At 41.4% G+C, this 24,677-nt stretch carries 28 protein-coding genes and 1 pseudogene; 5 read left to right on the top strand and 24 right to left on the bottom strand.

Annotated features, from left to right (window positions below; genetic code table 11):
* Positions 1–44 precede the first annotated feature (44 nt).
* The 5 genes from HYG89_RS01085 to HYG89_RS01065 form a co-directional block, all read right to left on the bottom strand.
* Positions 45–446, bottom strand: a complete 402-nt coding sequence (locus HYG89_RS01085) for a DUF3106 domain-containing protein (protein ID WP_004971806.1) — start codon at positions 444–446, stop codon at positions 45–47.
* Positions 436–756 (bottom strand): hypothetical protein, encoded by a 321-nt coding sequence (locus HYG89_RS01080; protein WP_004971804.1) that lies wholly within the window; start codon positions 754–756, stop codon positions 436–438. Before HYG89_RS01080 ends, HYG89_RS01085 begins: the two co-directional genes overlap by 11 nt.
* Positions 753–1,367, bottom strand: coding sequence for an RNA polymerase sigma factor (locus HYG89_RS01075; RefSeq protein ID WP_004971803.1), 615 nt, complete (start codon positions 1,365–1,367; stop codon positions 753–755). The genes HYG89_RS01080 and HYG89_RS01075 overlap by 4 nt, the downstream gene beginning before the upstream one ends.
* Positions 1,368–1,523: 156 nt before the next feature.
* Positions 1,524–2,300 (bottom strand): RNA methyltransferase, encoded by a 777-nt coding sequence (locus HYG89_RS01070; protein ID WP_178865691.1) that lies wholly within the window; start codon positions 2,298–2,300, stop codon positions 1,524–1,526.
* 50 nt (positions 2,301–2,350) lie between these two features.
* Positions 2,351–3,325 (bottom strand): class 1 fructose-bisphosphatase, encoded by a 975-nt coding sequence (locus HYG89_RS01065; protein ID WP_178865688.1) that lies wholly within the window; start codon positions 3,323–3,325, stop codon positions 2,351–2,353.
* A 177-nt stretch (positions 3,326–3,502) separates the two neighbouring features.
* On the opposite strand from HYG89_RS01065, the gene HYG89_RS01060 reads away from it, so the two are divergent.
* Positions 3,503–3,688: an NF038105 family protein gene (locus HYG89_RS01060; RefSeq protein ID WP_004971800.1), complete on the top strand. Its 186-nt coding sequence runs from the start codon at positions 3,503–3,505 to the stop codon at positions 3,686–3,688.
* Between the two features lie 156 nt (positions 3,689–3,844).
* Here HYG89_RS01060 and pal read toward each other — a convergent pair whose 3' ends face one another.
* From pal to ybgC, 6 genes are all read right to left on the bottom strand, one after another.
* Positions 3,845–4,414, bottom strand: coding sequence for a peptidoglycan-associated lipoprotein Pal (gene pal, locus HYG89_RS01055; protein ID WP_178865685.1), 570 nt, complete (start codon positions 4,412–4,414; stop codon positions 3,845–3,847).
* 70 nt (positions 4,415–4,484) lie between these two features.
* Positions 4,485–5,768, bottom strand: coding sequence for a Tol-Pal system beta propeller repeat protein TolB (gene tolB / locus HYG89_RS01050; RefSeq protein WP_178865725.1), 1,284 nt, complete (start codon positions 5,766–5,768; stop codon positions 4,485–4,487).
* A gap of 193 nt (positions 5,769–5,961) precedes the next feature.
* Positions 5,962–7,143: a cell envelope integrity protein TolA gene (gene tolA, locus HYG89_RS01045; protein ID WP_178865682.1), complete on the bottom strand. Its 1,182-nt coding sequence runs from the start codon at positions 7,141–7,143 to the stop codon at positions 5,962–5,964.
* Positions 7,144–7,146: 3 nt separating this feature from the next.
* A complete protein-coding gene (tolR, locus tag HYG89_RS01040) occupies positions 7,147–7,596 on the bottom strand; it encodes a protein TolR (protein ID WP_070154130.1) in 450 nt (149 codons plus the stop codon).
* Positions 7,596–8,294, bottom strand: a complete 699-nt coding sequence (gene tolQ, locus HYG89_RS01035; RefSeq protein WP_104851739.1) for a protein TolQ — start codon at positions 8,292–8,294, stop codon at positions 7,596–7,598. The genes tolR and tolQ overlap by 1 nt, the downstream gene beginning before the upstream one ends.
* Positions 8,295–8,321: 27 nt before the next feature.
* Entirely contained in the window at positions 8,322–8,729 is a 408-nt protein-coding gene (ybgC, locus tag HYG89_RS01030; protein WP_004971791.1) for a tol-pal system-associated acyl-CoA thioesterase, read from the bottom strand.
* Positions 8,730–8,956: 227 nt separating this feature from the next.
* Between ybgC and HYG89_RS01025 the strand changes: the two genes are divergently transcribed.
* A complete protein-coding gene (locus HYG89_RS01025) occupies positions 8,957–9,535 on the top strand; it encodes a hypothetical protein (RefSeq protein WP_178865679.1) in 579 nt (192 codons plus the stop codon).
* An 82-nt stretch (positions 9,536–9,617) separates the two neighbouring features.
* On the opposite strand, the gene ruvB is transcribed toward HYG89_RS01025, so the two are convergent.
* The 3 genes from ruvB to HYG89_RS01010 form a co-directional block, all read right to left on the bottom strand.
* Entirely contained in the window at positions 9,618–10,625 is a 1,008-nt protein-coding gene (gene ruvB, locus HYG89_RS01020; RefSeq protein WP_178865676.1) for a Holliday junction branch migration DNA helicase RuvB, read from the bottom strand.
* Between the two features lie 242 nt (positions 10,626–10,867).
* Positions 10,868–11,470 (bottom strand): Holliday junction branch migration protein RuvA, encoded by a 603-nt coding sequence (ruvA, locus tag HYG89_RS01015; RefSeq protein WP_178865673.1) that lies wholly within the window; start codon positions 11,468–11,470, stop codon positions 10,868–10,870.
* 129 nt (positions 11,471–11,599) lie between these two features.
* Positions 11,600–12,940: a deoxyguanosinetriphosphate triphosphohydrolase gene (locus HYG89_RS01010; RefSeq protein ID WP_178865671.1), complete on the bottom strand. Its 1,341-nt coding sequence runs from the start codon at positions 12,938–12,940 to the stop codon at positions 11,600–11,602.
* Between the two features lie 263 nt (positions 12,941–13,203).
* Here HYG89_RS01010 and HYG89_RS01005 point away from each other — a divergent pair, with 263 nt between their 5' ends.
* Positions 13,204–13,521 (top strand): YqfO family protein, encoded by a 318-nt coding sequence (locus HYG89_RS01005; RefSeq protein ID WP_178865668.1) that lies wholly within the window; start codon positions 13,204–13,206, stop codon positions 13,519–13,521.
* A gap of 540 nt (positions 13,522–14,061) precedes the next feature.
* On the opposite strand, the pseudogene HYG89_RS01000 reads toward HYG89_RS01005, so the two are convergent.
* A pseudogene (locus HYG89_RS01000) lies at positions 14,062–14,837 on the bottom strand (nitroreductase family protein).
* 150 nt (positions 14,838–14,987) lie between these two features.
* Positions 14,988–15,788, bottom strand: coding sequence for an enoyl-CoA hydratase-related protein (locus tag HYG89_RS00995; RefSeq protein ID WP_178865665.1), 801 nt, complete (start codon positions 15,786–15,788; stop codon positions 14,988–14,990).
* 411 nt (positions 15,789–16,199) lie between these two features.
* Between HYG89_RS00995 and HYG89_RS00990 the strand changes: the two genes are divergently transcribed.
* On the top strand, positions 16,200–16,772 hold the full coding sequence (locus HYG89_RS00990) for a nicotinate-nicotinamide nucleotide adenylyltransferase (RefSeq protein ID WP_178865663.1): 573 nt from the start codon (positions 16,200–16,202) through the stop codon (positions 16,770–16,772).
* 78 nt (positions 16,773–16,850) lie between these two features.
* Here HYG89_RS00990 and HYG89_RS00985 read toward each other — a convergent pair whose 3' ends face one another.
* The 5 genes from HYG89_RS00985 to dapD form a co-directional block, all read right to left on the bottom strand.
* On the bottom strand, positions 16,851–17,309 hold the full coding sequence (locus HYG89_RS00985) for a peroxiredoxin (RefSeq protein ID WP_178865660.1): 459 nt from the start codon (positions 17,307–17,309) through the stop codon (positions 16,851–16,853).
* Positions 17,310–17,379: 70 nt separating this feature from the next.
* Entirely contained in the window at positions 17,380–17,784 is a 405-nt protein-coding gene (locus HYG89_RS00980; protein WP_004971768.1) for a hypothetical protein, read from the bottom strand.
* Between the two features lie 13 nt (positions 17,785–17,797).
* A complete protein-coding gene (gene queC / locus HYG89_RS00975) occupies positions 17,798–18,469 on the bottom strand; it encodes a 7-cyano-7-deazaguanine synthase QueC (protein WP_178865657.1) in 672 nt (223 codons plus the stop codon).
* Positions 18,470–18,558: 89 nt separating this feature from the next.
* Positions 18,559–19,269, bottom strand: a complete 711-nt coding sequence (gene queE, locus HYG89_RS00970; RefSeq protein WP_178865654.1) for a 7-carboxy-7-deazaguanine synthase QueE — start codon at positions 19,267–19,269, stop codon at positions 18,559–18,561.
* Positions 19,270–19,349: 80 nt separating this feature from the next.
* A complete protein-coding gene (gene dapD, locus HYG89_RS00965; RefSeq protein ID WP_131261166.1) occupies positions 19,350–20,171 on the bottom strand; it encodes a 2,3,4,5-tetrahydropyridine-2,6-dicarboxylate N-succinyltransferase in 822 nt (273 codons plus the stop codon).
* A 298-nt stretch (positions 20,172–20,469) separates the two neighbouring features.
* Between dapD and carO the strand changes: the two genes are divergently transcribed.
* On the top strand, positions 20,470–21,201 hold the full coding sequence (gene carO / locus HYG89_RS00960) for an ornithine uptake porin CarO (protein WP_178865651.1): 732 nt from the start codon (positions 20,470–20,472) through the stop codon (positions 21,199–21,201).
* A 56-nt stretch (positions 21,202–21,257) separates the two neighbouring features.
* On the opposite strand, the gene HYG89_RS00955 is transcribed toward carO, so the two are convergent.
* The 3 genes from HYG89_RS00955 to HYG89_RS00945 all read right to left on the bottom strand — a co-directional run bounded on the left by HYG89_RS00955 (position 21,258) and on the right by HYG89_RS00945 (position 24,676).
* Entirely contained in the window at positions 21,258–22,454 is a 1,197-nt protein-coding gene (locus HYG89_RS00955) for an outer membrane protein transport protein (RefSeq protein WP_178865648.1), read from the bottom strand.
* Positions 22,455–22,638: 184 nt separating this feature from the next.
* Positions 22,639–23,562: a CysB family HTH-type transcriptional regulator gene (locus tag HYG89_RS00950; protein WP_131261163.1), complete on the bottom strand. Its 924-nt coding sequence runs from the start codon at positions 23,560–23,562 to the stop codon at positions 22,639–22,641.
* Positions 23,563–23,614: 52 nt separating this feature from the next.
* Entirely contained in the window at positions 23,615–24,676 is a 1,062-nt protein-coding gene (locus HYG89_RS00945; RefSeq protein ID WP_004971754.1) for a sulfate/molybdate ABC transporter ATP-binding protein, read from the bottom strand.
* Between the last annotated feature and the right edge of the window lies 1 nt (position 24,677).

Below are 24,677 nucleotides of genomic sequence, written 5' to 3'. Positions count from 1 at the left end.
ATTGGTGACTTCAAGTACTTTCTATTATCCATGAACAGATAAAATTAGTGACTCATTGCAGGCTGCTGATATTTAAGAATGTATTCCTGACGAATTAAAGGTCGTTGTTCAGGTGTTGCTTGTTGCAAGCGTTGTCCTAATTCACGACGTTCTTGCGTGCTCATTTTTTGCCAAGTTTCACGCATTTTTTGTTTTTCGCTATCAGGCAGTTGAGTAAACCAATCCATCCGCTGCTGCAAAGCTACGCTTTTTTCTGCAGGAATTTCTTTTAAGTTTTGATAGCGCTTAATTAAGGCCAATTGTTCTTCTTCAGAAAGAGTTTCCCAGGTTTCTGAAATTTGCGTATCTGCATCTTTGGAAAAAATCCAAAAACGCTCAAACCCTGCAAAACTGGTTTGTAAAAAACTGAGCGCACAACACGCAATCACAATTCGTTTAGCTGCCATGTGGAACTTTGTCCTCACCCAACACCATTAACATTTCTAAATCTTCCACCATTTGTGGAGAAAGTTTAGGAACAGATACAGCTTGATTCTGCGGCTGTGTGGTCATTTCCATTGAATTTGGCAAGACCACAAAACCTGCAATTGCCGCAGCCAATGCAAAACCTGACATTTTCCAAAGCCCATAGCGCGATGTTTTCTTGTCTTGAATATTGTCCAAGACATGATTCATGACCGCGGCTTTGTCTTGATGGTGGCGAGCCAATCCATCAAGTTTAGATGTCACTTGTTTTAAGAAATCATCTTGTTTCATTCTGATGATCCTCCCAGATACGGATTCATATGTGCCAAACTGTTGCGTAAAGCTTGAATAGCACGGTGATAATGCGTTTTTACACTGCCTTCAGTGCAGTTCATAATTTGTGCGGTGGTTTGCGTATCAAAACCTTCCCAAGCACGTAACATAAAAGCTTGTTGTTGCCGCACAGGAAGCCCCGCAATTGCTGCCTGAATTTCTTCTACAGTCACAGCTTGATCTAAAAACTCTGCAGGATTGAGTGCTTGCTCATCGACAATATCAAGTTGTTCAACATCGTCATCATCTAAACTGATTTTTTTGAACCATGAAAACGGTTGAGCGCGGCGAGCTTCTTTACGACGCCAATCTTGTAATTTGTTATTTAAAATGGTGTAAAACAGGGGATACCATTCCTCTGTGGCTTTGTCAGCATAAGATTTATGCAAGGAAATAAAGGCTTCTTGCACCAAATCCATAGCAATGCCGTGCTGTCCTTGCGTTGCACTTTCCATCATCACTAAGGCACGCCCCGTTACGTCTTGCATGAAATTCTTCAGACGTTGCTCAGCCGTACTCTTAAGAGCACTCAAATTTTCCGAGTGTGACGACTTCGGGTTTAAATCCATAGAGATGGAAAATCCTGTCATTGGATACCCACCATTATTTTTAACATCATATTTTTATAACGCTAAAAACAATGGTTTGGTTGACATTGCAAGTTATTATTTTCAGTCTAATCTATTTTTTTTGCAGGGCTAGTCTTTTTAAAATAAATTAACCATTTACAGACGTTGGCGTACCATTTCAAAGAAACAGATTGAGCCTGCAATTGCCACATTCAAAGATTCCTGTCCACCTGGTTGTGGAATACTTACCGCTTCTGCATGCTGTAAGGCATAATCGGACACACCTTGACCTTCATTGCCTAGAATCCAGACGCAAGCCTTACGCAGATTTTTGGAATAGAGACTTTCTGCATGGTGTGAACTGGTCACATATACAGGAATCTGAAATTGTGCTAAGACATCTTCGAGTTCAATATTTTCAAAGGTATGCAAGCTAAAGTGTGCGCCCATGCCTGCACGTAACACCCGTGGCGACCAAAGTGAGGCAGAACCTTTGGTACAAATAATTTGTTCAATATCTGCTGCTGCTGCAGAGCGCAATAAGGTGCCGACATTACCCGGATCTTGCACATTTTCTAAAATCAGTGTGTCTGCTTTAAAGTCTAAAGCTTGGCTTGAACTTGGCACGTCGACAATGGCTAAACAGGCAAGGGAAGTGCCTAAAGTGCTTAAATCTTTATATAAAGATTCGCCAATGACAAAGACCACGCCTGTGTATTTAGCCAAAATACGCTCATAGTCAGGATGGCTTAGTGCATGTTCGGTGGTAAAAATCGAATTGATTTTTTTATTTTCATGTAACCACGCCAGACACAAATGTGTACCTTCAAGTACCGTTTGTCCCTGTTTTTTGCGATAGTTATTTTGTTCAATTAAACCACGTAAGTGTTTAATTTTCGGGTTATCTTTTGATTCTAAAAAAATCGTAGGCATGCGATAAAATCCACAGCAGTCAGCGAATGGCCGACTGCTGTTGTTAAAAATTATTGATGGTAGCTGCTGACCAAATCGACTTCATTTTTTGAGCCAATGATGACAGGCACACGTTGATGTAGGTCTGTAGGTTGGATATCTAAAATACGCACACGACCTGTGGTTGCCGCACCGCCTGCTTGCTCCATGAGCATACTCATTGGGTTGGCTTCATACATTAAACGTAAACGACCTGCTTTTTTCGGATCTTTTAAGTCGTATGGATACATGAAAATTCCGCTACGGCAAAGGATACGGTGAATATCGCCTACCATACATGCAACCCAACGCATGTTAAAGTCTTTTTCGCGTGGCCCAGTTTTACCAGCCAAAAGCTCATCAATATAGCGTTTTACAGGTGCTTCCCAATGGCGTTGGTTTGAAGCATTGATCGCGTATTCTTTTGTATCGGCAGCAACTTGAATGTTGTCGGCAGTCACCAAGAACTCTTGGCTTTCTGGGTCAAAGGTAAAGAATACCACGCCTGCACCAACAGTGAGCGCCATCATGGTAGATGGGCCATACAGGACATAACCTGCAGCAACTTGTTGTGTACCTGCTTGCATAAAGTCTGCAGCTTGGGTCACGGCATGTTTTGCAGGTAAAATTGAGAAAATAGTACCCACACACATATTGATGTCGATGTTGCTTGAGCCATCTAGTGGGTCAAACAAGACTAAATATTGACCATTTTCTTGAGCAGGGGTGAATTCGTCTAATTCTTCCGACGCCAAACCACCCACATTAGGATGTTTTTGTAACGCTTCAATTAAATAATCATTTGAAATAACATCTAATTTCTTTTGTTCTTCGCCTTGTACGTTTTCATTTTGTGCACTGCCTAATACGCCCGCCAATGCACCTTTTTGTAATGTTTGGTCAATTGTTTTGCAAGTATTGGCTATAGTTTCAATCACTTGAGCAAGTTCGGGTGTTAAATTTCCAGTTTGTTGTTGTAGAAATTGGGAAAGGGTGCGGTATGACATGACTGGAAAACTCCGAATGACTGCAAAAATGAGGATAACAATATGCTGCAATAGTTTAGATGAGAACGCGTTAAAAGAAAAATTAAACTCGACTATTTGCTATGATTTTACCCTTGCAAGTCCTGCAGAAAGTGCTATGTTGATGTGAAGGATTTAATTTGAGATAGGAGCACAGATATGACAACGTTAAAGTTTGATGCGACTCCAACGCCAAGCGAAGGGATTAGTTTAGACGATATTTCTGAGGACAAGATGAAAGCCGCTTGGAAAGATTACGAGTCTAAACCTGAATATAAAAAGTTTAACAAGCATGATTTGATTGAATCTATGCAAACTGCAAAAGCTGATGCCGAGTCGGAATAACTGAAGCAAAGCTGTATTTCTGCACTTATCTGTTAGTTTTTAAAATATTCGTTCGCCCAGTTTTTTATGTCATAAAAAAGCGCCCTTGTAATAAAGAGCGCTTTTTTCGTATTGGGGAAACACGTTCTAAACGAGTTTTTCCCAAACAGCAAATTATTATTTCAATAATGGTGGAACAGCTTCGTAGTTAATTTCTACGCGACGGTTTTCTTTCCATGCATTTTCATCATGTCCAGGGTTGACTGGCATTTCTTTACCATAGCTCACTGCTTCAAGCTGACCTGCGTTAACGCCGCTGGTGATTAAGAAGCTCTCAACCGCTTTGGCACGACGCTCGCCTAAAGCCATGTTGTATTCGCGTGTACCACGCTCATCGGTATGACCTGTAAGTGCAACTTTAGAGTTGGCATTGGCCATTAAAAACTGTGCATGTGCTTGTAGGGTCTGGTAATCATCATTAGATAATTCGCTGCTGTCGTAGTCAAAATGCACCACACGCTTTGCCAAGAAAGCTTTGTTGGCTTCGGTTACACCTTTGGCAGATGCACCTGCAAGGTTTTGTGCATTTAAAGCTGCATCTTCACTCAAACCTTGGGTGTTGACTGTAGTTGCACCGTTTGGTGTTTGACCTGCTTGAAAGTCAGTTGTTGGTTTGCGGTTTGCACAACCTGTCATCACTAAAGCTGATGCCAAAACAGGGAGTACCAATAATTTAACTGCGTTCATCCTCATCTCCATGAAGCTTGATTTTTGGTTTTAAAACAGAACTGAAAAGTGTTTACCTTGCGGGTACTCATTATTTTGGTGCCCACGCAGGTTCACGCACTTCACCTTGTTCACTAGGTAAGTTCATGCGGAAGCGACCGTCTAAAGACATAATTGACAATAAGCCACGTGCGCCTTCGCGCGTTGCATACACCACCATTTGCCCATTTGGTGAGAAGCTTGGCGACTCATCCAAACTGGTTGGGGTTAAAATATTGGTGATATTGGTGTTGATGTCTTGAATTGCGACTTTGTAATTACTGCCACTTGGGCGATGCACCAATGCCAGTTTACGACCATCGGCACTGAGCGTACCACGTGCGTTAAATGCACCGCGGAAGGTTAGGCGTTTGCTGCTGCCTGTGGCAAAGTCATAACGATAAATTTGTGCGGAACCACCACGATCTGAAGTGTAAATAAATGATTTACCATCTGGTGCATAACGTGCTTCGGTATCAATCGCACTGTCATTGGTCATGCGTCGCAGTTCACGGGTGCTTAAATTCATTTGATAAATTTCTGGATTGCCATGCATGGATGCGGTAAACAACATACTTTGACCATCTGGTGAGAAGCTTGGAGCACCATTTAAACCACGGAAACTGGCTAATTTTTCACGCTGACCTGTCGCCAAATCTTGCACATAAATAGCAGGGCGTTTGGTTTCAAACGACACATAGGCAATTTTTTTGGCATCTGGTGTCCACGCAGGCGATAAAATAGGATCACGCGAAGTCAAAATGGTTTTAGGCTGTTCACCATCAGTATCGGCAATTTGCAGGGTATAGCGTTGTTCAGGTGTTGCAGGGTTGCGCAGTACATAAGCAATGCGTCCGCTAAAGTCACCTTTAATGCCCGTGAGTGCTTCATAAATGGCATCACTGATCATGTGTGCAGCAGAACGTACGCGTGACGCAGGCACGCTTAATAATTCATTCAATAAGTATTGCTGTTTTTGCACATCATAAAGTTGGTAATGAACTTCATAACCGCCTTCTGCAGTGGCTTTGACATTTCCCGTCACCACATAAGGTACACCTGCGGCTTGCCATGCAGCTGCATTGGGATGGTTCATGCTTGCAGTTGCAGCAAGGTTTTTAGATGAACTGGTGAATTTGCCTGAACGGTTTAAATCGTTTTCTACAATAGGATAAATACTTTGATCATTGCCAAACGGCACAATCGCAATTTTAGGTGCTTCTTCTGGTGCTTTGGCAATTTCTAAATGCAGTTGTGCAAAAGATTGTGTGCTTAAAACTGGGCTAAGCGCAGTTAAAATAGCAAGACAAAGTAGGTGTTTACGCGTTGTTTCCATCATTCGCTATTTTCTCAAATCAACATAACTTTTTTGGATGTAATTGTGGTACATAATGGCATGCTTTGGTAGGAATGAAAGCATGAATTTATAATAAAACTGTTATAACACTGTGAAAATTTAAATTTATTTATACTCGTAAATATTTTGAGAAGGAGTTAGCCAAATAGATGTTATTCGGCTAACTGGTAACTTATTGCGCTGTAAAGGTAGAGGTGAAGCTACGTGCTTCGCGTCGTGCATCTGGGTCTGATGGCATCGGATAAGGTGCGGCAGCACGAACAGCAGCTTCTACACTGGCTTTCATGTCAGGGTCGCTAGAATTAACCACGACAGACTGAACTGCGCCACTGTCACTTAAAGTCACGCGGGCAGTTGCACGTTGACCCGAAGAACCAGCTGGGGTATCCCACGCTCGTCTGATTTTATTTTCGAAATCGCGTTTAGCAGTGGATGCAATGCGTCGTACTTCAGCCTTTTTCTGAGCAGCTTCTTCTGCAGCTTGTTTGGCAGCTGAAGCTTTGGCTTCAGTATCGGCACGTGCCTTCGCTTCGGCATCAGCTTTGGCTTTTGCATCTGCAGCAGCTTTACGTTTTGCGTCGGCATCAGCTTTGGCTTTTGCATCTGCTGCAGCTTTACGTTTTGCATCGGCATCTGCTTTGGTTTTTGCATCTGCGTCAGCTTTACGTTTTGCATCAGCTTTGGCTTTTGCATCTGCGTCAGCTTTACGTTTTGCCTCAGCATCTGCCTTGGCTTTTGCATCTGCTTCAGCTTTGCGTTTTGCTGCTGCATTGGCTTCGAGTTGACGTCTTTCTGCCGCTTCTGCTTTTTTCAGGGCTTCGGCTTCTTTACGACGTACAGCATCTGCTTCAGCACGTGCTTTGGCATCGGCTTGAGCTTTTGCTTTGGCGTCAGCTTCTCGTTGAGCACGTTCTTCGGCGCGTGCTTGTTGAGCTTTTAAGCGTTCAGCTTCTAGTTTTTGTCGCTCTGCAATTTGTTTGGCTTCAGCAGCTTGTCGTTCTGCACGTGCTTGAGCCTCTGCTGCTTGTGCAGTTTTTTGTGTATCAACTTGAGGAGCGGGTGGCGTAGGAGCCGCTGCAGGTGTTGGAATGACAGGGGCAGGTTCAAGAGCAGGCTCGGCTGTTTGAGTAATTTGCTCTGCTACATTTTCATGTGTGGTTTCAGCAGATTTAGTTTCTAATAAGGGTTTTAAATCTTCTGGTTTTATTAATACCGTTTTAATGGGTTTAGGCGGCTCAGGTGCTTTACTCATGCCCAAATAAAGCAAGCCAACCACTGCGATAAGGTGGACACCTACGGTGAACCCAATCGCGATGGCTTTTTGTTGAAAAGGTGGCTTTTTAAAATCTTTCATAAATTACTTTAAAGGCTCGGTCAGCAATCCAACTTGGGTTAAACCCGCATCTTGTAAGTCAGACATTAACGCAATCACATCACCATAAGGGCGTGTATTATGACCGCGAATAACAACCTGAAACTCTTTGTTTTCAGCTTTGGCTTGAATTTGAGCATCGGTCAAAATTTGTTTCAGTTGGGCTAATTCCAAAGGTTCGGCTTTGTGTTCTTTGTATTCTAAAAAATATTGCCCATCTTTATTTAAAGTCACCAAAGCAGGGGCATCTTTCGATTCAATTGGATTACCATTGGCTTGAGGTAAATCGACTTGAATCCCACTGGTAATCATCGGTGCAGTAACCATAAAAATCACCAATAACACCAACATGACATCAATATAGGGCACTACATTCATGTCACTTTTGAGTGGTTTCTTAATGCGCTCGAAGCGTCCTGAGCGTTGAATGGCCATTAGTCGTGATCCTTAGTATTGCCTAAAGATTGACGTTGTAATAAAGCCACCATTTCTTCGGCAAATAAAGCACGATCAGAATAAATCGCTTCGCCTTTGGCGGTGTAATGGTTAAAGGCAAGTACCGCAGGAATGGCGGCAAATAAACCAATGGCTGTGGCAATGAGGGCTTCGGCAATCCCTGGTGCGACTGTTGCCAATGTGACTTGATCGACATCTGCCAGTCCAATAAAGGCATTCATAATGCCCCAGACGGTACCAAATAAACCAACGTATGGCGCAACCGAACCAATGCTGGCTAATGCACCTAAGCCTTGTTCAAGTTGAGCTTGGTCGCGGCTTAAACCGACACGTAAAATACGTTCTGTGCCTTCAATGGTTTGTGTTGCAGGCGCTTGGCGCTTTTTGAGTTTTAAAAACTCACCTAAGCCTTGATAGAAAATATCTTCCAAACCGACACGTTTTGAATTGAGCTGTGCGTTGTTGTAAAGCGTATTTAATTCTGCACCAGACCAGAAGATTTTTTGGAAATGCTGATCATCTGCCTGTGCTTTTTTATAGCTCATGTGTAACTTGGCAATCAGATACCAACTGTATAATGATGCTAAAAGCAGCGAGAGCATTACCAGCTGAACAACAGGACTTGCTTGTAAAATAAGATCTGATACTTGAAGAGATGATTCGAGTTGTGTTGCCATAGTTACTACATGTGCCAATTCATTTTTTTAATCTTGTCCTAATTCTTTCAGAATAAGGCTACGAATTTCATCTGGCAGACGACGTGGTTTCATATCTGAACCAAGACAGGCCAATTCAACCTCGCCAGATGCAAGCATGATTTCACCACGATAAATATTTTGTTGCAATACAAATGATGACGCTTTACACGAAACTACACTTGCTGTAACAGTAATTAGGTCATCCATTAAGATTGGACGTGAATATTTCACGTTAATTTTATGCACGACAAAGTTGTAATCTTGTTGATGCCAATAATGATCAACACCCGACGCACGAAGCCATTCGGTACGGGTACGTTCCATAAAGCGAATATGGTTGGCGTGGTAAACAATGCCGCCTGCATCAGTATCTTCCATATAGATACGAATTTTAAATTCAAATTTATTCGCCATAATGATGTTCCGCTTCAATGTTGCAAAGTTGTTTGATAAGCAATACTTATAGCTTAAGCCATGTCTATGAAATGACGTGAATCGGGGCTATAAGTCAAGCTGTGTATAGCGTGGCAGTTTATCATTCTCAACGCTTCGTCCAATGGCACAAGATTTCAAACATGCTTTTAAGTTAAAATTAGCTGCTTGCCTGATACATGCAGATGATCCATTAAAATGAGCAGTACATGAGTCGTTTAGTTAAATTTTTTGTAGTGATTGCCATATTGTATTTGTTGTGGATGCTGCTGCTCCAGTCAGATGGAGGAATTGCCGATAACACAACCTATCAGTCATCGCAGCAAGTCCATCAGTTTAAAGACTATACCATTCAAGCTTTGGAAACCTATGAAGGTGAGTTTCGGGTATTGTCACGTGAAAATTATAATTTTGGACGTGAAGCCGAACTTAGCCCTGTCGATTTTGCCTTGGGATGGGGCGAAATGGCCAAGCCTGAAGTGTATAAACAGTTGTCTATTCGTCAAAGCAACCGTTGGTATCATTGGCGTTATGAACAAGCACCACCGATTCCTGTGCAAGAGATTGCAAGTTTGAGCGCTAATACGCATTTAATTCCTGCCACACCCGCGATTGCGACACAGTTAAAACAGATTGATGAAGATGATTTGATTTATTTGAAAGGTAAATTGGTTGAAGTTACTGCCGCAGATGGGTGGCAGTGGCGCAGTTCTTTAAGCCGTCATGATACAGGGGCGGGCGCGTGTGAATTAATGCTTGTTGAAGATGTGCGTGTCATCGAAAATTAGGGTCTATCTACAGACCCAATTGACCTAAATATTTAATAGCTTAAAGGGAGATAGCTCCCTTCAAGCTATTTTTTCCTTTGAGCTATTTTTCTTTTGGCTCTGGCGGTGTCATCCCAAATTGTAAATACGCCATATTGGTGGCAATACGCCCGCGAGCGGTTCGCATTACATAACCTTGTTGAATTAGGTATGGTTCAATTACATCTTCCAAAGTGCCAGAGTCTTCAGCCATAGCAGCGGCCAAAGCTTCCACACCTGCAGGCCCACCATCAAAACGCTCTAATAACATTGATAAATAACGACGGTCTAAGGTATCTAAACCATCTTTATCGACATTCAGCATATCTAGCGCACGTTGTGCCATCTCTTGCGTGACTTCACCTGTGCCTTTGACCTGCGCATAGTCACGAACGCGACGCAATAATCGGTTGGCAATACGTGGTGTACCGCGCGATCGACGAGCGACTTCATTGGCTCCTGCATCGGTCATTGGCACATCCATTAAACTCGCCGAGCGTTTGACAATATGGGTCAAATCTTCAACCGAATAAAATTCCAAACGCTGCACAATACCAAAACGGTCACGTAACGGTGAGGTGAGTAAGCCTGCACGTGTGGTAGCGGCGACAAGGGTAAATGGTGGCAAGTCCAGTTTAATGGAGCGTGCTGCAGGCCCTTCACCAATCATGATGTCCAGTTGATAATCTTCCATCGCTGGATACAAAATCTCTTCAATCACAGGTGAAAGACGATGGATTTCATCAATAAATAACACATCACCTTCTTCAAGATTGGTCAGCATGGCGGCTAAATCGCCTGCGCGTTCTAAGACAGGCCCTGAAGTAGATTTAAGGTTGCCGCCCATTTCACGGGCAATAATATTGGCGAGTGTGGTTTTGCCTAAACCTGGTGGTCCAAAAATCAGGGTGTGGTCCAATGCTTCTACGCGTCCACGGGCTGCACCAATGAAAATTTCCATTTGTTCACGCACTACAGGTTGCCCAATATAGTCATCGAGTGAAGTGGGGCGAATGGCGCGATCAATTTGATCTTCGGGTTTTTCAGAACCACTGATTAGACGGTCTTGCATATCGTGTTAACTAATCTCTTGAGCTGGGCATTTTGATGCTGCATGCACAGCCTCAAAGTATGAGTTGCGTTTAAATGCCTTTGCGAAGGCATGATTTTACTTTTGAAAGATCAAAAGTAACAAAAATCTTATGTTGAGTTGAGGGTATATCCCTATACCCCAACTCAACGGGCGACATCCATGTCGCCAGTCATGTATCCAATATTGGAAAGATGAACTTACGCTAGGTTTGTTGGCATCTTTTATTTATTCATCGACTTTAATGCTGCACGGATAATATCACTGGCTTCAGTAAAATCGGCCTTAACTGCATTAATCAGTTTTTGTGCTTCGGCAGGTTTATAACCTAAAGATTGTAAAGCGGCTTCGGCTTCGGCAACAGCAGAATTGCCTGTAAACTGAATTTGGGTCACAGTGGAATTGCTGCTGCTCACTTCGTTGGACATGGCTTTAAAGCGATCACGTAATTCAATCATCAGGCGTTCAGCGGTTTTTTTGCCCACACCCGGTACTTTAATCAGGGTGTTAATGTCTTCATGTTCTACGGTGTGAATCAGTAATTCGACACTCAAGGTTGATAAAATACCTAGCGCCATTTTCGGGCCGACACCATTGACTTTGAGTAAAGTACGGAAAATGGTTTTTTCTTGGGCTTCTAAAAAGCCATATAACAATTGAGCATCTTCACGCACAGCTAAATGCGTCCACAGGGTAATTTTCTGCCCCTTTTGTAACTGGCAAAATGTGGTGAGTGGCGTGTCAATTTCATAGCCCACACCATTTACATTCAGCAACACGGTTGGTGCTTCTAAAGCCAATACTTCGCCAATAAGACATCCGATCATATTTGTGGTTCACTGATTAATTTAAAATAAGTTGCTGTTCGCATAGTAGAGCGCATTTTCACAAAAGGCAAAATCTGCGCTTAAATCCTACTTCTATTTAGATACAAGTATTGATATGCAAATTACTCATTATAGCAAGCCGACCTTATTGCCTTGTAATTCTTGCGATAAGTTATAGGCTTGGTGATCTGAAAACTTAGAGATAATATCCAAGACTTGCATAATATTGTCATAGTGATTATGCGCAAAATCTGCCCCTGAGCGTTGCAAGATTGACATTAAATGCTGCTCTTTAAAACTTAGGGTTTTATGTGGCGTGGTGAGTGGAATAAACGCATCCAAAATGTTTTGTAAACTTTGATGCGCAATAATTTCCAGCCCTGCCTTTTGTGGATGCTCGAAAATTTTCTCACGGGCTAAGTCTTTGGCGCGATTAATACCAATTTCAATATCTACCGAGCAATATTGTAAAAGACTGCCTTTGAGCTGTCCCATTAGAATTTCCAAATGGTGTTTGGCAAACGCTGTGGTGACTTCATCGACCAAACGTTTCATGACCCGACCACGCAAAGCGGCAATTTTTTGTTGCCATGTGGTACGTGCCATCGCCAGTTCTGCTGGAATACCGTAGTCACCAATCAAGTTTAAAAAGATCGGTTCAACTTCTTCATAGCTGAGCATGTTTAAAATAATGCCATCTTCCAAATCAATTAAGGCATAGCAAATATCATCTGCTGCTTCCAATAAATATGTCAGTGGATGACGGCAATAGTGATAATCGCCCAATTGAATCAGACCAAGCTGTTCTGCAATTTGTTTGAGAATTTCTTTTTCGGCTTGGTAACAACCAAACTTATCACGTTGATTGGCAGGGCGGTTGCCTTGTTCGGCAATGGTTTTGGAGAGCCATGGATATTTTAAATAAGCGCCTAAAGTGGCATAGGTTAAACGCATGCCGCCATCATTTGGATGGTAGTCAATTTTGGTGAGTAGCCGTAAACCTTGCGCATTGCCTTCAAACTGACGGACATCGGCTTCTTCTTCATCACTAAGTTTGGCGAGGAAATTGCCGTGTGAAGCATCATCAAACCATTCACGAATGGCGTATTCGCCTGCATGTCCGAAAGGTGGATTGCCAATATCATGTGCCAAGCATGCGGCTTGAATAATCGCACCGACATCGGCAGGGGAAATCCACATAGGCAAGTGGTCTTTAATTTTTTCTGCAGCCAACATCCCTAATGAACGTCCAATACAAGACACTTCTAAAGAATGGGTTAGGCGAGTGTGAATACCATCGTGTTGAGTCAGTGGATGGACTTGGGTTTTACGGTTTAACTGTCTAAAACTTTGCGAAAAAATAATACGGTCATAATCTTTATGAAAAGGGCTGCGCGCCTGTTCTGTACTTTGTTTTTTACTACCAATTCGAACTGTGGAAAGCAGTTCTAACCAACGCATTTGAGTCATTTATCATTATTCACTATGTGCTTGTTTTGCATCATGCCAAAAAAATGACAAAAGCTCTAGGGGCGTGCGACATGGCTTGTCTTTTTAAATCTAAATTCATACAAAATGGGGGATAAGTTTGTGGCGAAGCGTACTTTAAATTTTTTTTTGGGGCTATATAAATTGAGGATTGGATGATGCGTATAGGTTGCCAAAATAGCAACAATGCTCAAATTTTTATGCTAATTTCTAATTAATTGTGAAATGGATAGCGAAGCTTAAATATGCTCAAACTGATTTATTATGTGCCTGAATCTCATCTTGAAGAAACCAAACTGGCTATTTTTGCAGCGGGTGCAGGTGGAATTGGCAATTATGAACATTGTGCATGGCAGGTTTTAGGCACAGGGCAATTTAAACCTGTAAAAGGAGCAAATCCTTTTATTGGTGAGTTAGGTGCTTTGGAACACGTTGCCGAATGGCGCGTGGAAACCATTGTACCTGAGCAAAATGCTCAGGCAGTCGCAAAAGCGCTCAAGGCAAGCCATCCTTACGAAGAGCCTGCCTTTGAGTTTATGCAACTTTTAGATATTAATTTTTAAAGACTTAAATACCAATTTTTAAAGAAAAATAGAATTGTACGATCACTCATATATGGATTGGGGCAAATATAAGTTGCGTAGATAGATTTTACTTTTCACGGGCGAAAAGTAACAAAAGCCCTCTGTTAGACTGATGGTACGTCCTGTACCACAGTCTAACGGGCGACATCCTTGTCGCCTTATCACGAGTCAAAATGTGGCTAGGTTTTAAAAATACAGTTGAAATATTAGGGTCTGTTGACACTTCATCTATGTTTGCGACGTGAGAGATATATCTCGCAAGGTTTTTTAGCTGCTATAAGGCATGGGGCAGGAAATTTAGTTATTCTAAATGACTGACTCATAACGCAATAGCAGCAAAAAATATGCTCGTCCCCTTGCGCAGCAAACAAAGCAGCGCTTTGTTCTTGCTCATGTGGCTAAAACTTTCTCAGATTACGTTATGAAACTTGGCAATAGTCTCGCTATTCCTTGCGTTTCATGCCTAATCTGCTCAGTTTTAGCCTACAGCGCAAGCCATTTATGAAATGTTAACAGCCCCTAGACTTTCTGAATAAATAGGTCACGGTCAAAACGGTATTGCGGGAAAAAGACACCATCTTCGGCACGTTCACCTGCAGCAATCACCATCACTGGAAATTGTGATCATTCAGTTTTAAGAGTTTGCGTACCATCGGCTCATCAAAACCTTCCATCATACAGCTATCAAAACCGTGTGCGCGAAGGGCCAAGACCATATTTTCACAAGCGAGTGCAGTGGTTTTACTCGCCCAAAGTTTGGCATCGGCAGGGTTAAATGCAGTTACAGGTAATTGTTTATCTAAACTACGTGCAATTTTGAAAGCGACTTTCTTAAAGTTACCTACTGCGTTTAAGTAGCCAGTCATGTAGTTATAAGGAATAAACTTGTAATATTTTTTGACTGCTGCAGGTGCTTCAGGAAAAGGAAACTCGCTGATGTTCTTTTTTGCCATTTCATCAACACGGTCTGTGCGTGCAATACACACAATTAGCTCTGCTGCAGTGCGAGCAGCAAGCTGTCCTAAGCAGGCTTTAACCAGTTGTTTCTTCTTGGCAGGGTTTTGCACCACGACAAAAGTCCACGGTTGTAAATTAGATGAGTTCGGTGCCAATAAAGCCATATCTAAACAATCATCCAATACTTCCGCAGGAATGGCTTTGTCGGTAAATTTACGCACCGAACGACGGCTTTGAATGACTTTTTTAAAGTTTTCTATATCAATATCTTGTGGTGCAGGCTCAAAATAACGTTCTTTTTTTTCAGCTTTAACATCAGCTGGATTTGGATTAGACATTACAATTTTCCTCAATTTTTTAATGATTGATAGCACATTGCAGAATATGGGGGCGAATAAAGAAAAAACCACATTCAGCCAAAATGAATGTGGTTTTAAAACATCTAGTTCACTTGAAATGGGTGTAAGTACATTTCAGCTAAACAGCGCTTAATTAAATTGGCTGAAATCAGGTTTACGTTTTTGCATAAAGGCTTGCACTGCTTCCATCATTTCTGCTGAGCTGACACGTTGCATAAAAATCTCAGCTTCATGGTCAATCCAAGCCACAATTTCATTGACATTATGTTTCATGAGGGCTTTAGATTGTTTAAGTGAAGCTAATGGTAAAGCTGCCAATTGTGCTGCTTTTTGTTGCGCCGTTGCATAGACATCAGTTTCAATGCTATTAACTAAATTTGCCGATAATGCCGTTTCGCTATTGAATTTTTGTGCAGTTAGCAACAGTTCAGCCGCCTTGTGATAGCCTGCTTGTTCTACCAGAAGTTTGCTTGATGCACCTTCAGGCGATAAGCCCAAGCTCACAAATGGAATTTGGAATAGGGCAGTATTGTCGCTATATACCAAATCTGCATGTAATAGAATTGTGACACCAATGCCAATTGCCACCCCACGTACAGCTGCAATCAGCGGTTTAGAAAACTTAGCTGCAGATTTTAATAAGATGAATGGAGGGCCTTCGGCAGCAGGTAGTTGTCCTTTAGGTGCAGCAGACTTCATAAAGTCTTGCATGTCATTGCCAGCACTAAAATCTGCATCTGTGCCACGTAAAATTACACAACGTACTGCGTTGGACTGATCTGCTTCATCTAAGGCTTGTGCAATCCACAAATATAATTCACCATACAGCGCGTTTTTTGCTTCTGGTCGGTTGATGGCTAAAGTCAGTACGCCATTGTCTAAATTCGCATTCAAATGTGGGTGAGGTTGTTGAATACAGCTCAGTGTCATCGTACTATCCTTGCTTTGATTGGTTTGAATTTATGGCTCATTATGTCGCAAATTCGCAGCGCTGGCACAACTCATGAGTTCATAAAAAGTTAGTGAATGATGAGATTTGCGTTCCTAATTCAATGTGAAATTTATTTAGAATTTGGGGTTGTTCATTTAAAAAATGAATAAGCAAGGCGGAATCTTAACGTCTATTAATTCTATTTTAGGATTAACCTTCGGTTCGACCTACTTTTGTTTTGGCAAAAGTAGGCAAAACCATTTGTCATCCACGAAACCTGCCCAATTATTGTTTTTGATTTATTATCTTGCAAAAACAATAATGAGTTGATACCACGCAGGTTGTGGATGACATTTCCGCGTATCAGATAGCATCATGTTGTTATCAAAATTAGGATTGGCGTATTTATTATGCAATATACGTTTGATTATTTGGTTTTCATTGGCCGCTTTCAGCCATTTCATTTGGCGCATTTGCAAACCATTCAAATTGCGTTCGCACGTAGTCATTATGTGATTTTGGCATTAGGTTCTGCACAAAATGAGCGCAATTTAAAAAATCCGTTTTTAGCCAAAGAACGTGAGCAGATGATTTTGTCTAACTTTTCACCTGAGATGCAAGAACGGATTAAGTTTGTGCATGTCGTAGATGTCTACAATGATGAAAAATGGCAAAAACTAGTCAAATCTTTAGTCGGTGAATTGATTCAACCGCAAGATCGTGTTGGTTTAATTGGGCATTTTAAAGATGACTCGTCTTATTATTTAAAGTTTTTCCCTGAATGGGAGATGGTAGAATTAGACAGCTTGCAAGATGCCATGTCTGCTACGCCTGCACGTGAGACTTATTATCGTGGGGAAATACAGCCTAATTTTTTCCCGCAAGGCACAATTGATTTCTTAACCGCATTTCAAAACACGGAAATTTATCGTCAATTACAAGACAAATACCAGCAGCAGGACAGCAGTAATTTGACGGAGTAATCCAGTTTTTAAATGAAAAAGGATGATTGAAAAAGCTTTCAATCATCCAGAACATTGTGTTTTTTTAGAGGCTGAAAATTAAGCCTGTAAAGCGGTTAAATCCGCAAGCACTTGCTCGGCATGTCCTGCAGCTTTGACTTTACGATATTCTTTCAGTAATTGACCTTGATGGAAAATAAAAGTAGAGCGTTCAATGCCCATAACTTTTTTGCCATACATATTTTTTTCTTTAATCACATCAAACAACTGACACAATACTTCTTCTTTATCGCTAATCAAGTTGATGCCTAAAGATCGTTTTTCGGTAAAGTTTTGATGGGCTTTGACTGAGTCGCGCGAAATGCCAATGATGGTGGTATTAAGCGCATCAAATTGTGGCTTTAGCGCAGTAAAATCGACAGCTTGTGTGGTGCAGCCTGGGGTAGAATCTTTCGGGTAAAAATACACCACTAACCAATCTGTACCAAGTTCGGTTAAATTGACTTCGCCTGTGGTTGCAGGAAAAGCTTGATTTGGTAATTGAATTGTCGTGCTCATATTTTTCTCCAAAATCATGCACATAAAAAACTAGCCACATAAAGTGGCTAGTTGAAATTGTTAAGAAAAATTATTTTTTCTCAGCCGCTTTCATTGCTTCTTCAGTTAAGGTTTTTAATTTACCTGTAAGCTGAGGACCAAAACAAGTTTGCAAATCTTTATTTTGCTTTTGTACAAAAGCTAAAGTCGCAGGGCTCTTTTTCTGGTTAATTGCGCTTTGAATTTCCCATTTTTGAGCGTTGGTTAATTTACCATCTGCTTCTACTGCACAAGTACAATATTTGCTTACTTCAGCTGTAGTCAGTTTTTTGCCTTTTGCAGTTTCTTCTTTACAAACATTAATTAAAGCTGCTTTTACATTGGTGCTTTTATATGCTTGTTGCAACTTGTCATTATTTGCGTGTGTCGTTGTTGCGAATAATGCAGCAACAGACATAATCGCAGAAACTATAATGTTTGATTTTAAATTTTTCATACACTTTACCTTGTTATGACGGTATATAACGCGTTGGGTCTGCAACACCGGCATCGGCAAAACCTTGTTTGCGTAAGCGACAGCTGTCACATTTACCACAAGCACGTCCTTGGTCATCTGCTTGGTAGCAAGAAACCGTTTGACTATAGTCTACGCCATGTTCAATACCTAAGCGAATAATATTTGCTTTGGATAAATGTAACAAAGGTGTCTCAAATTTTAACGGTTTGCCTTCTACGCCAACTTTGGTTGCCAAGCGTGCCATATTGGCAAAAGCATCAATAAATTCAGGACGACAGTCAGGATAGCCCGAATAATCTACCGCATTAATACCAATCACAATTGCTTCTGCATCAAAAACTTCGGCAGCTGCCAAAGCATAAGACAGGAAGATGGTATTACGCGCAGGCACATAAGTCACAGGAATACCTTCTTGCTCATGATCAGGTACTTCAATGCTGTGATCGGTCAGGGCAGAACCGCCCAAGTTGCCTAAATCAATATTAATCACACAATGCTCAATGCCTGCATTTTTAGTCAAGGCACGTGCAGCATCTAGCTCTGTAGTCGAGCGTTGACCATACATAAAACTAAGTGCAACACATTCATAACGCGCTTGTGCCCATGCCAAACACGTGGTTGAGTCTAATCCACCAGATAACAATACAATGGCACGAGGGCGCATAATTGAACTCCAAATTTTAAAATATAGCGATAGAACTTGAGCAAAAGTGTGAAGATTGACGTCAATACGAATGGGGATTCGTGAGGAGATTAACGACCTGTTTCATCATTCCAAAGCAATTTATGTAATTGCAATTGGAAACGAACAGGGAGATGGTCGGCTAAAATCCACTGTGCCAAATCACGTGCAAGTTGTGGCAAGGCGACTGCACCTTTTTCGACAGTAAATGCAGGGGAGAACCACACTGTATCGACTTTTTTATGCAACTGATATTGCTCAACTTGCTGCTTCGCCCAAAGATAATCGTCATGATTGCAAATCACAAATTTGATTTGATCATGTGGGTTTAAAAAATCTAAATTTGATAATAAATTGCGTGACATTTCACCCGATGCAGGGGTTTTTAAATCCAGCACCTTCGACACACGGTTATCCACTTTAGAAATATCTAAAGCTCCACTGGTTTCCAAAGACACTTCACAACCTAAATCTGCCAAGCGTTGCATGAGTGGCAGTGCATTCGGTTGAGCCAGAGGTTCACCGCCCGTCACACATACATACGGTGTTTTAAATTCTAGCGTGGTTTGGATGATGTCATCTAAAGATTGACGTTCGCCACCTTCAAAAGAATAAGTGGTATCACAGTAATGGCAACGCAATGGACAACCCGTTAAACGAATAAACACGGTTGGCAAGCCCGATGTATTGGCTTCGCCCTGCAATGAATAGAAAATCTCCGTGATGCGTAAACCCGCAGACGGATCAGAAACAGGAATAGCGGAAGATCGGAGGGTACTCATAAAATTCATCACAGTATATAAAAAAACAAAAATCTCTACGGTCATTGCTGGCCGTAGAGATGGGGAAAACTAAAAAAAGTTTAGTCTTCGCGTAATAAATCGTTCAAACTGGTTTTTGCGCGGGTTTTTGCATCTACTTTCTTCACAATGATAGCAGCATACAAGCTATAAGTGCCACATTTAGAAGGCAGGTTACCAGAAACTACCACCGAACCTGCAGGTACACGACCATAATGGATTTCGCCAGTTTCACGGTCATAAATTTTGGTCGATTGACCAATATAAACGCCCATAGAAATGACCGAACCTTCTTCTACAATCACACCTTCAACAATTTCAGAACGTGCGCCAATGAAGCAGTTGTCTTCAATAATAGTTGGGTTTGCTTGAAGTGGCTCAAGTACACCACCAATACCTACACCACCCGATAAATGCACGTTTTTACCAATTTGTGCACATGAACCTACAGTTGCCCATGTATCAACCATGGTGCCTTCATCTACATAAGCGCCAATATTGACATAAGATGGCATTAACACCACATTTTTGGCTTGGAATGAACCTTTACGTGCAACTGCTGGCGGTACAACACGCACACCTGCTTGTTTGAATTGCTCGTCAGTCCAACCTGTAAATTTCGTGTCTACTTTGTCGTAGAAACGCAAATCGCAAGATTCAATTGGCTTGTTATCATTGAGTTTAAAAGATAACAAAACTGCCTTTTTTAACCATTGGTGAACGATCCACTCACCATTAATTTTTTCAGCAACGCGTAATGTGCCGTTATCTAAACCTGCAATTGCTTGTTCAACTGCCTGACGAATTTCAGAGGGACAATCTGCAGCGCTGAAATTAGCGCGGTCTTCAAATGCTTGTTCAATGATTGTTGAAAGCTGAGACATCGATGTTCTTACCAGAAAAAAATTTCCGAAGATTTTACACTATATTGAGTGAGGAATAGATAAAAATTGGAACAGATTGGAATTTATCCTTGGCAAAATAAAACAAGTTAAGTTGCGCGCTAAATTGTTGAAGTTTTGAAAATAAATGCTTTTGCAATAAACAATAAGAATAAATTTGTATCAAAAAATAACAAAAACGGGGTGAATTTTGCATAAAAGCTGAACGCAACATGCTCTATAGTTTTCTCATGACAAAACGAATGAAAATTCAAAAAGTTTTAGTTTGAGGAGAAACACAATGAAAACTTTACATACATTTTTAGCCGCTTCGGTATTGGCAGCAGTTGCAGGTTCTGCAATGGCAGATACAGCTGTGGTACAAGATGGCTATGCGTTTGATCGTAACCAACTCATTCCAACAGGTGTACGTGCTGAAGTTGGTACAACAGGTTATGGTGGTGCCTTACTTTGGACTGCAAACCCGTATGTGGGTTTAGCGCTGGGTTATAACGGTGGCGATATTTCTTGGTCGGATGACTTATCTATTAATGGTACTAAGTACGATATGGATATGGACAATAACTTGACCTATTTAAATGCTGAAATTCGCCCATGGGGTGCAAGTCCAAGTAAATGGGCACAAGGCGTTTATGTAGCTGCTGGTGTTGGTTATATTGACAATGAATACGGCTTAGATAAGCGAAATAAAAATGCTCAAGGAACTATTCATGTAAATGATGTTGCTTATATTGGTGAGGGTGGTGTAAAAGGCAAACTCGCTTATGAAAATGACATTGCGCCATATTTAGGTCTAGGTTTTGCTCCAAAGATTAACAATAATTGGGGCGTATTTGGTGAAGTTGGTGCTTACTACACTGGAAATCCGACAGTTGAGTTAGAGGAATATGGTAATCTAGTTGGTGGAGTACCAATTGCAGAATCTGTACGTGCCGAAGCACAAAAAATCCGTAATGATGACAAATACGAATGGATGCCAGTTGCGAAACTAGGTGTAAGTTATCATTGGTAATATCTATTAGCTTGAGCTAAACCAAAAAAACGAGCTTCGGCTCGTTTTTTTATGGTTTAAAAGCGGTGTGCCAATTTTAAATGATAAACCCACGCCTCACGTTGTTCGAGTGAAGAAAAACTTGAGATTTGCGTGATTAACGACTGCGGCTGTACCGTGTCTGGCTTAGTAAAGTGCAAATAAAGTAGACCTGCAATCATAAACGTTTTGGGGTTGAAGTGATAAACCGCGCCCGTACCAACACCAATATAGCCATCTACGGAATTTAAGCTTGAGGCAGGATTACCTGCACCAGAATCCCACAAGCCTTCCACCGCAGTGATCCACTTGGGTGACCATTGATGGGCAAAACCCAAACGGGTCGACCATTGATTTTTTTGGTAATCAATCAGGTTGAACTGATTACCTAATCCTTCAGATTGCAGAATTGCAGCAAATTGAGTGGGTTGAATTTTAAAATCTTGCCAATTGACCCATCGCAATGATCCGTACAGAAAATTTTGTGCAGGTAAACCGGTGTGAAAATCTAAATTCACCGATTCAGGGGTCTGAATTTCAGTTGCTTGTTGTGGTGCAATCTCTAAAGGAAATCCCCAAATACTTTCGCTTGCATTGGTACTGTGCTTGATTTTAGAGCGATAAGTAATTGCTGTATTAAATGCATATTCAGGAATTTGGTAGCTTACACCTGCCAACCAACCCCACGCATGGTCTTTGGGGAAATTTACGTGATAATCAAAAAAGGTATAGTCAACTTGAGTACCAATTTTCAGATCACCTGAAAATGACTGGTAACTTAGACCTGTAAAGAGGTTCCAATGTTGTGTGGGTTGATAGCCAATGAGTGCTGTAATATTTCTTGAGTCAAACTTAATATCTGCATTTTCTATAGGTAAGGGTTCACCTGAAAGAATAGGACTATAGTGATAATCCACATCAACAAAATAAGGTTGGTCAAATAATAACGCCACAGAAATTTGTGGATGTGGTTGTAATTTTAATGCAGCTTGGATGAAGTGTTGATTATTGACTAAATTGCCTGTTGAAAAATCTTGAACGCCTAATTTGGCAATATTTTGTTGATGCTGTACCTGACCTGAAATATTGGTATCCACGTGTAGCAAAGCGACTTCCGCATAATTTCCTTTTTCAAATAATGCATGTACCGATTGACCGCTACGTTCTAAAGCGGCAGCAGAGGCATAACCTAGCGGCAGGACACACAGCAATCCAACAAAAATGTGAAATTTCATGTTACGTCCTTGGTCTAAATTATAGAATTGTGTTTAAAATCAAATAATCATTTTTATTGTTGATTATATTTTATGCATAATTTGAATCAATTTAAAACATTATTTTCCTGTTTTAAGATAAACGAAGATCATGGCGAAATAATGAAACATAAGAGAGCGAATGCGCTCTCTTATGTGAATGGGGTTATTCGTCAGGATAAGCAATGCGCTTTAACGCTTTAATATCGGCATTTGGTGCACATAAAGAAATAAACTCATAGCCATAGCCACGTAGTAAATGTCCTTTGCGAACCGCAATCCATGTGGTGTTTACCCCAAAAATATCGGTCTGGATTTGTTTTAGACGGTAATCGCGTTCTGCATCGTATGCCACATTGTTTACCACGCCTACGCCCATGCCCAATTCAACATAGGTCTTAATAACATCGGCATCAAGTGCAGACATAACGATATTGACATCAATTCCTGCATCGGTAAATGCTTTGTCAATTTTAGAACGTCCCGTAAAGCCGCCGTGATAAGTGATGATTGGATATTCTGCCAAATCGGTCAGGCTAATCTCAGTTTTACTGGCTAAAGGATGATCTTGCGGGGTAATAATGCTGTGGCGCCAGTCATAATAAGGCACACTTGCCAAGTTCTCTTCAGTGGTTAGAGATTCGGTTGCAATACCAATATCGGCTTCACCTTGTAGCAGCATTTCGGCAATTTCAACAGGGCTGGCTTGTTGCAAAATCAAATGTACTTTAGGGAATTCTTTTTTAAACAAATTCACAATAGGCGGCAGCACATAACGCGCTTGGGTATGTGTAGTCGCAATGGTGAGCGTGCCTTCATCGACTTTATTAAAGTCATCGGCAAGGCGTTTAATGTTATCTGCATCAACCAACATGCGTTCGACAATACTCAGCAAAGCTTGTCCTGGCTCGGTTAAACCTAGTAGACGTTTGCCTTTGCGCACAAAAAGCTGCACACCAAGCTCATCTTCAAGGTCTTTAATGTGCTTACTCACGCCCGATTGAGAGGTGTATAGTGCTGCAGACGCTTCGGTTAAATTAAAGTTTTGCCGAACGGTTTCTCTAATAATTCTAAGTTGTTGGAAATTCATAGTGGTGCAACCCTAAAAAGGATGGAGCGGGTTAGGCTCCATCTTGATGTCCTTATGCGACTTGATTTTCAAATAAATGTAAAGTGATTACACTTAACCAAACCGTTTGATTTGGGCGGAATTGGTGCAGTTTCGCTTCATCTGCGGTGAGTGCAATTTCAATCAAATTCCCTTGACGATCTTGCAATTCTGCAACTACTTTACCAGCAATCCAAACCTCACGTAAGAAGGTCGCTTGAATGGTATTTTCCTGTGGTTGGGCATGAATATGCAACTCATCTGGACGTGCAAATGCAATCACTTTGCCTTGAGGCGCATTCGGTTGATTGAGAAGTTGTACGCGATCTTCACCAATTTGCACAATCCCTTGATGATGTTGTCCTTCAAAACGGTTGGCTTGACCTAAGAAGTCAAATACAAACGGAGTTGCAGGCTGTTCATACACTTCACGCGGTGAACCAATTTGTTCGACATTACCTTTGTTCATGACAATAATTTGATCGGCAACTTCGAGTGCTTCTTCCTGATCGTGGGTCACGAAAATTGAAGTGATGTGTAATTCATCATGCAAAGTTCTTAACCAACGTCGTAATTCTTTACGCACTTTGGCATCAAGCGCACCAAAAGGTTCATCCAATAACAATACGCGTGGTTCTACCGCTAAGGCACGTGCCAAAGCAATACGTTGACGTTGTCCACCCGATAATTGTGCAGGATAACGGTCTGCTAAAAAGCTTAACTGTACCAAGTCGAGTAAACGCATAACACGCTTTTTAATCTCGGCTTCTGAAGGTCGGGTTGCACGTGGACGTACCCGTAAACCAAATGCGATATTGTCAAATACGGTCATGTGGCGGAATAGGGCATAGTGTTGGAAAACGAATCCAACTTGACGTTCGCGCACATGCACATCGGTTGCATCCTGACCCTCTAATATCACTTGCCCACGATCTGCCGACTCTAATCCTGCAATAATACGCAACAAGGTGGTTTTACCACAGCCTGAAGGCCCAAGCAGCGCCACCAGTTGGCCATCTGGAAAATCGAGGGAGATGTCTTTAAGTGCATGGAATGCACCAAAATTTTTTTCAATATTTTTAACTTGAATACTCATG

The organism is Acinetobacter sp. SwsAc5, from assembly GCF_013391485.1.
Taxonomy (GTDB): Bacteria; Pseudomonadota; Gammaproteobacteria; order Pseudomonadales; family Moraxellaceae; genus Acinetobacter; species Acinetobacter towneri.
Note: the sequence above shows the minus strand (reverse complement) of the source record. Positions and strands in the feature narration are given on the sequence as shown.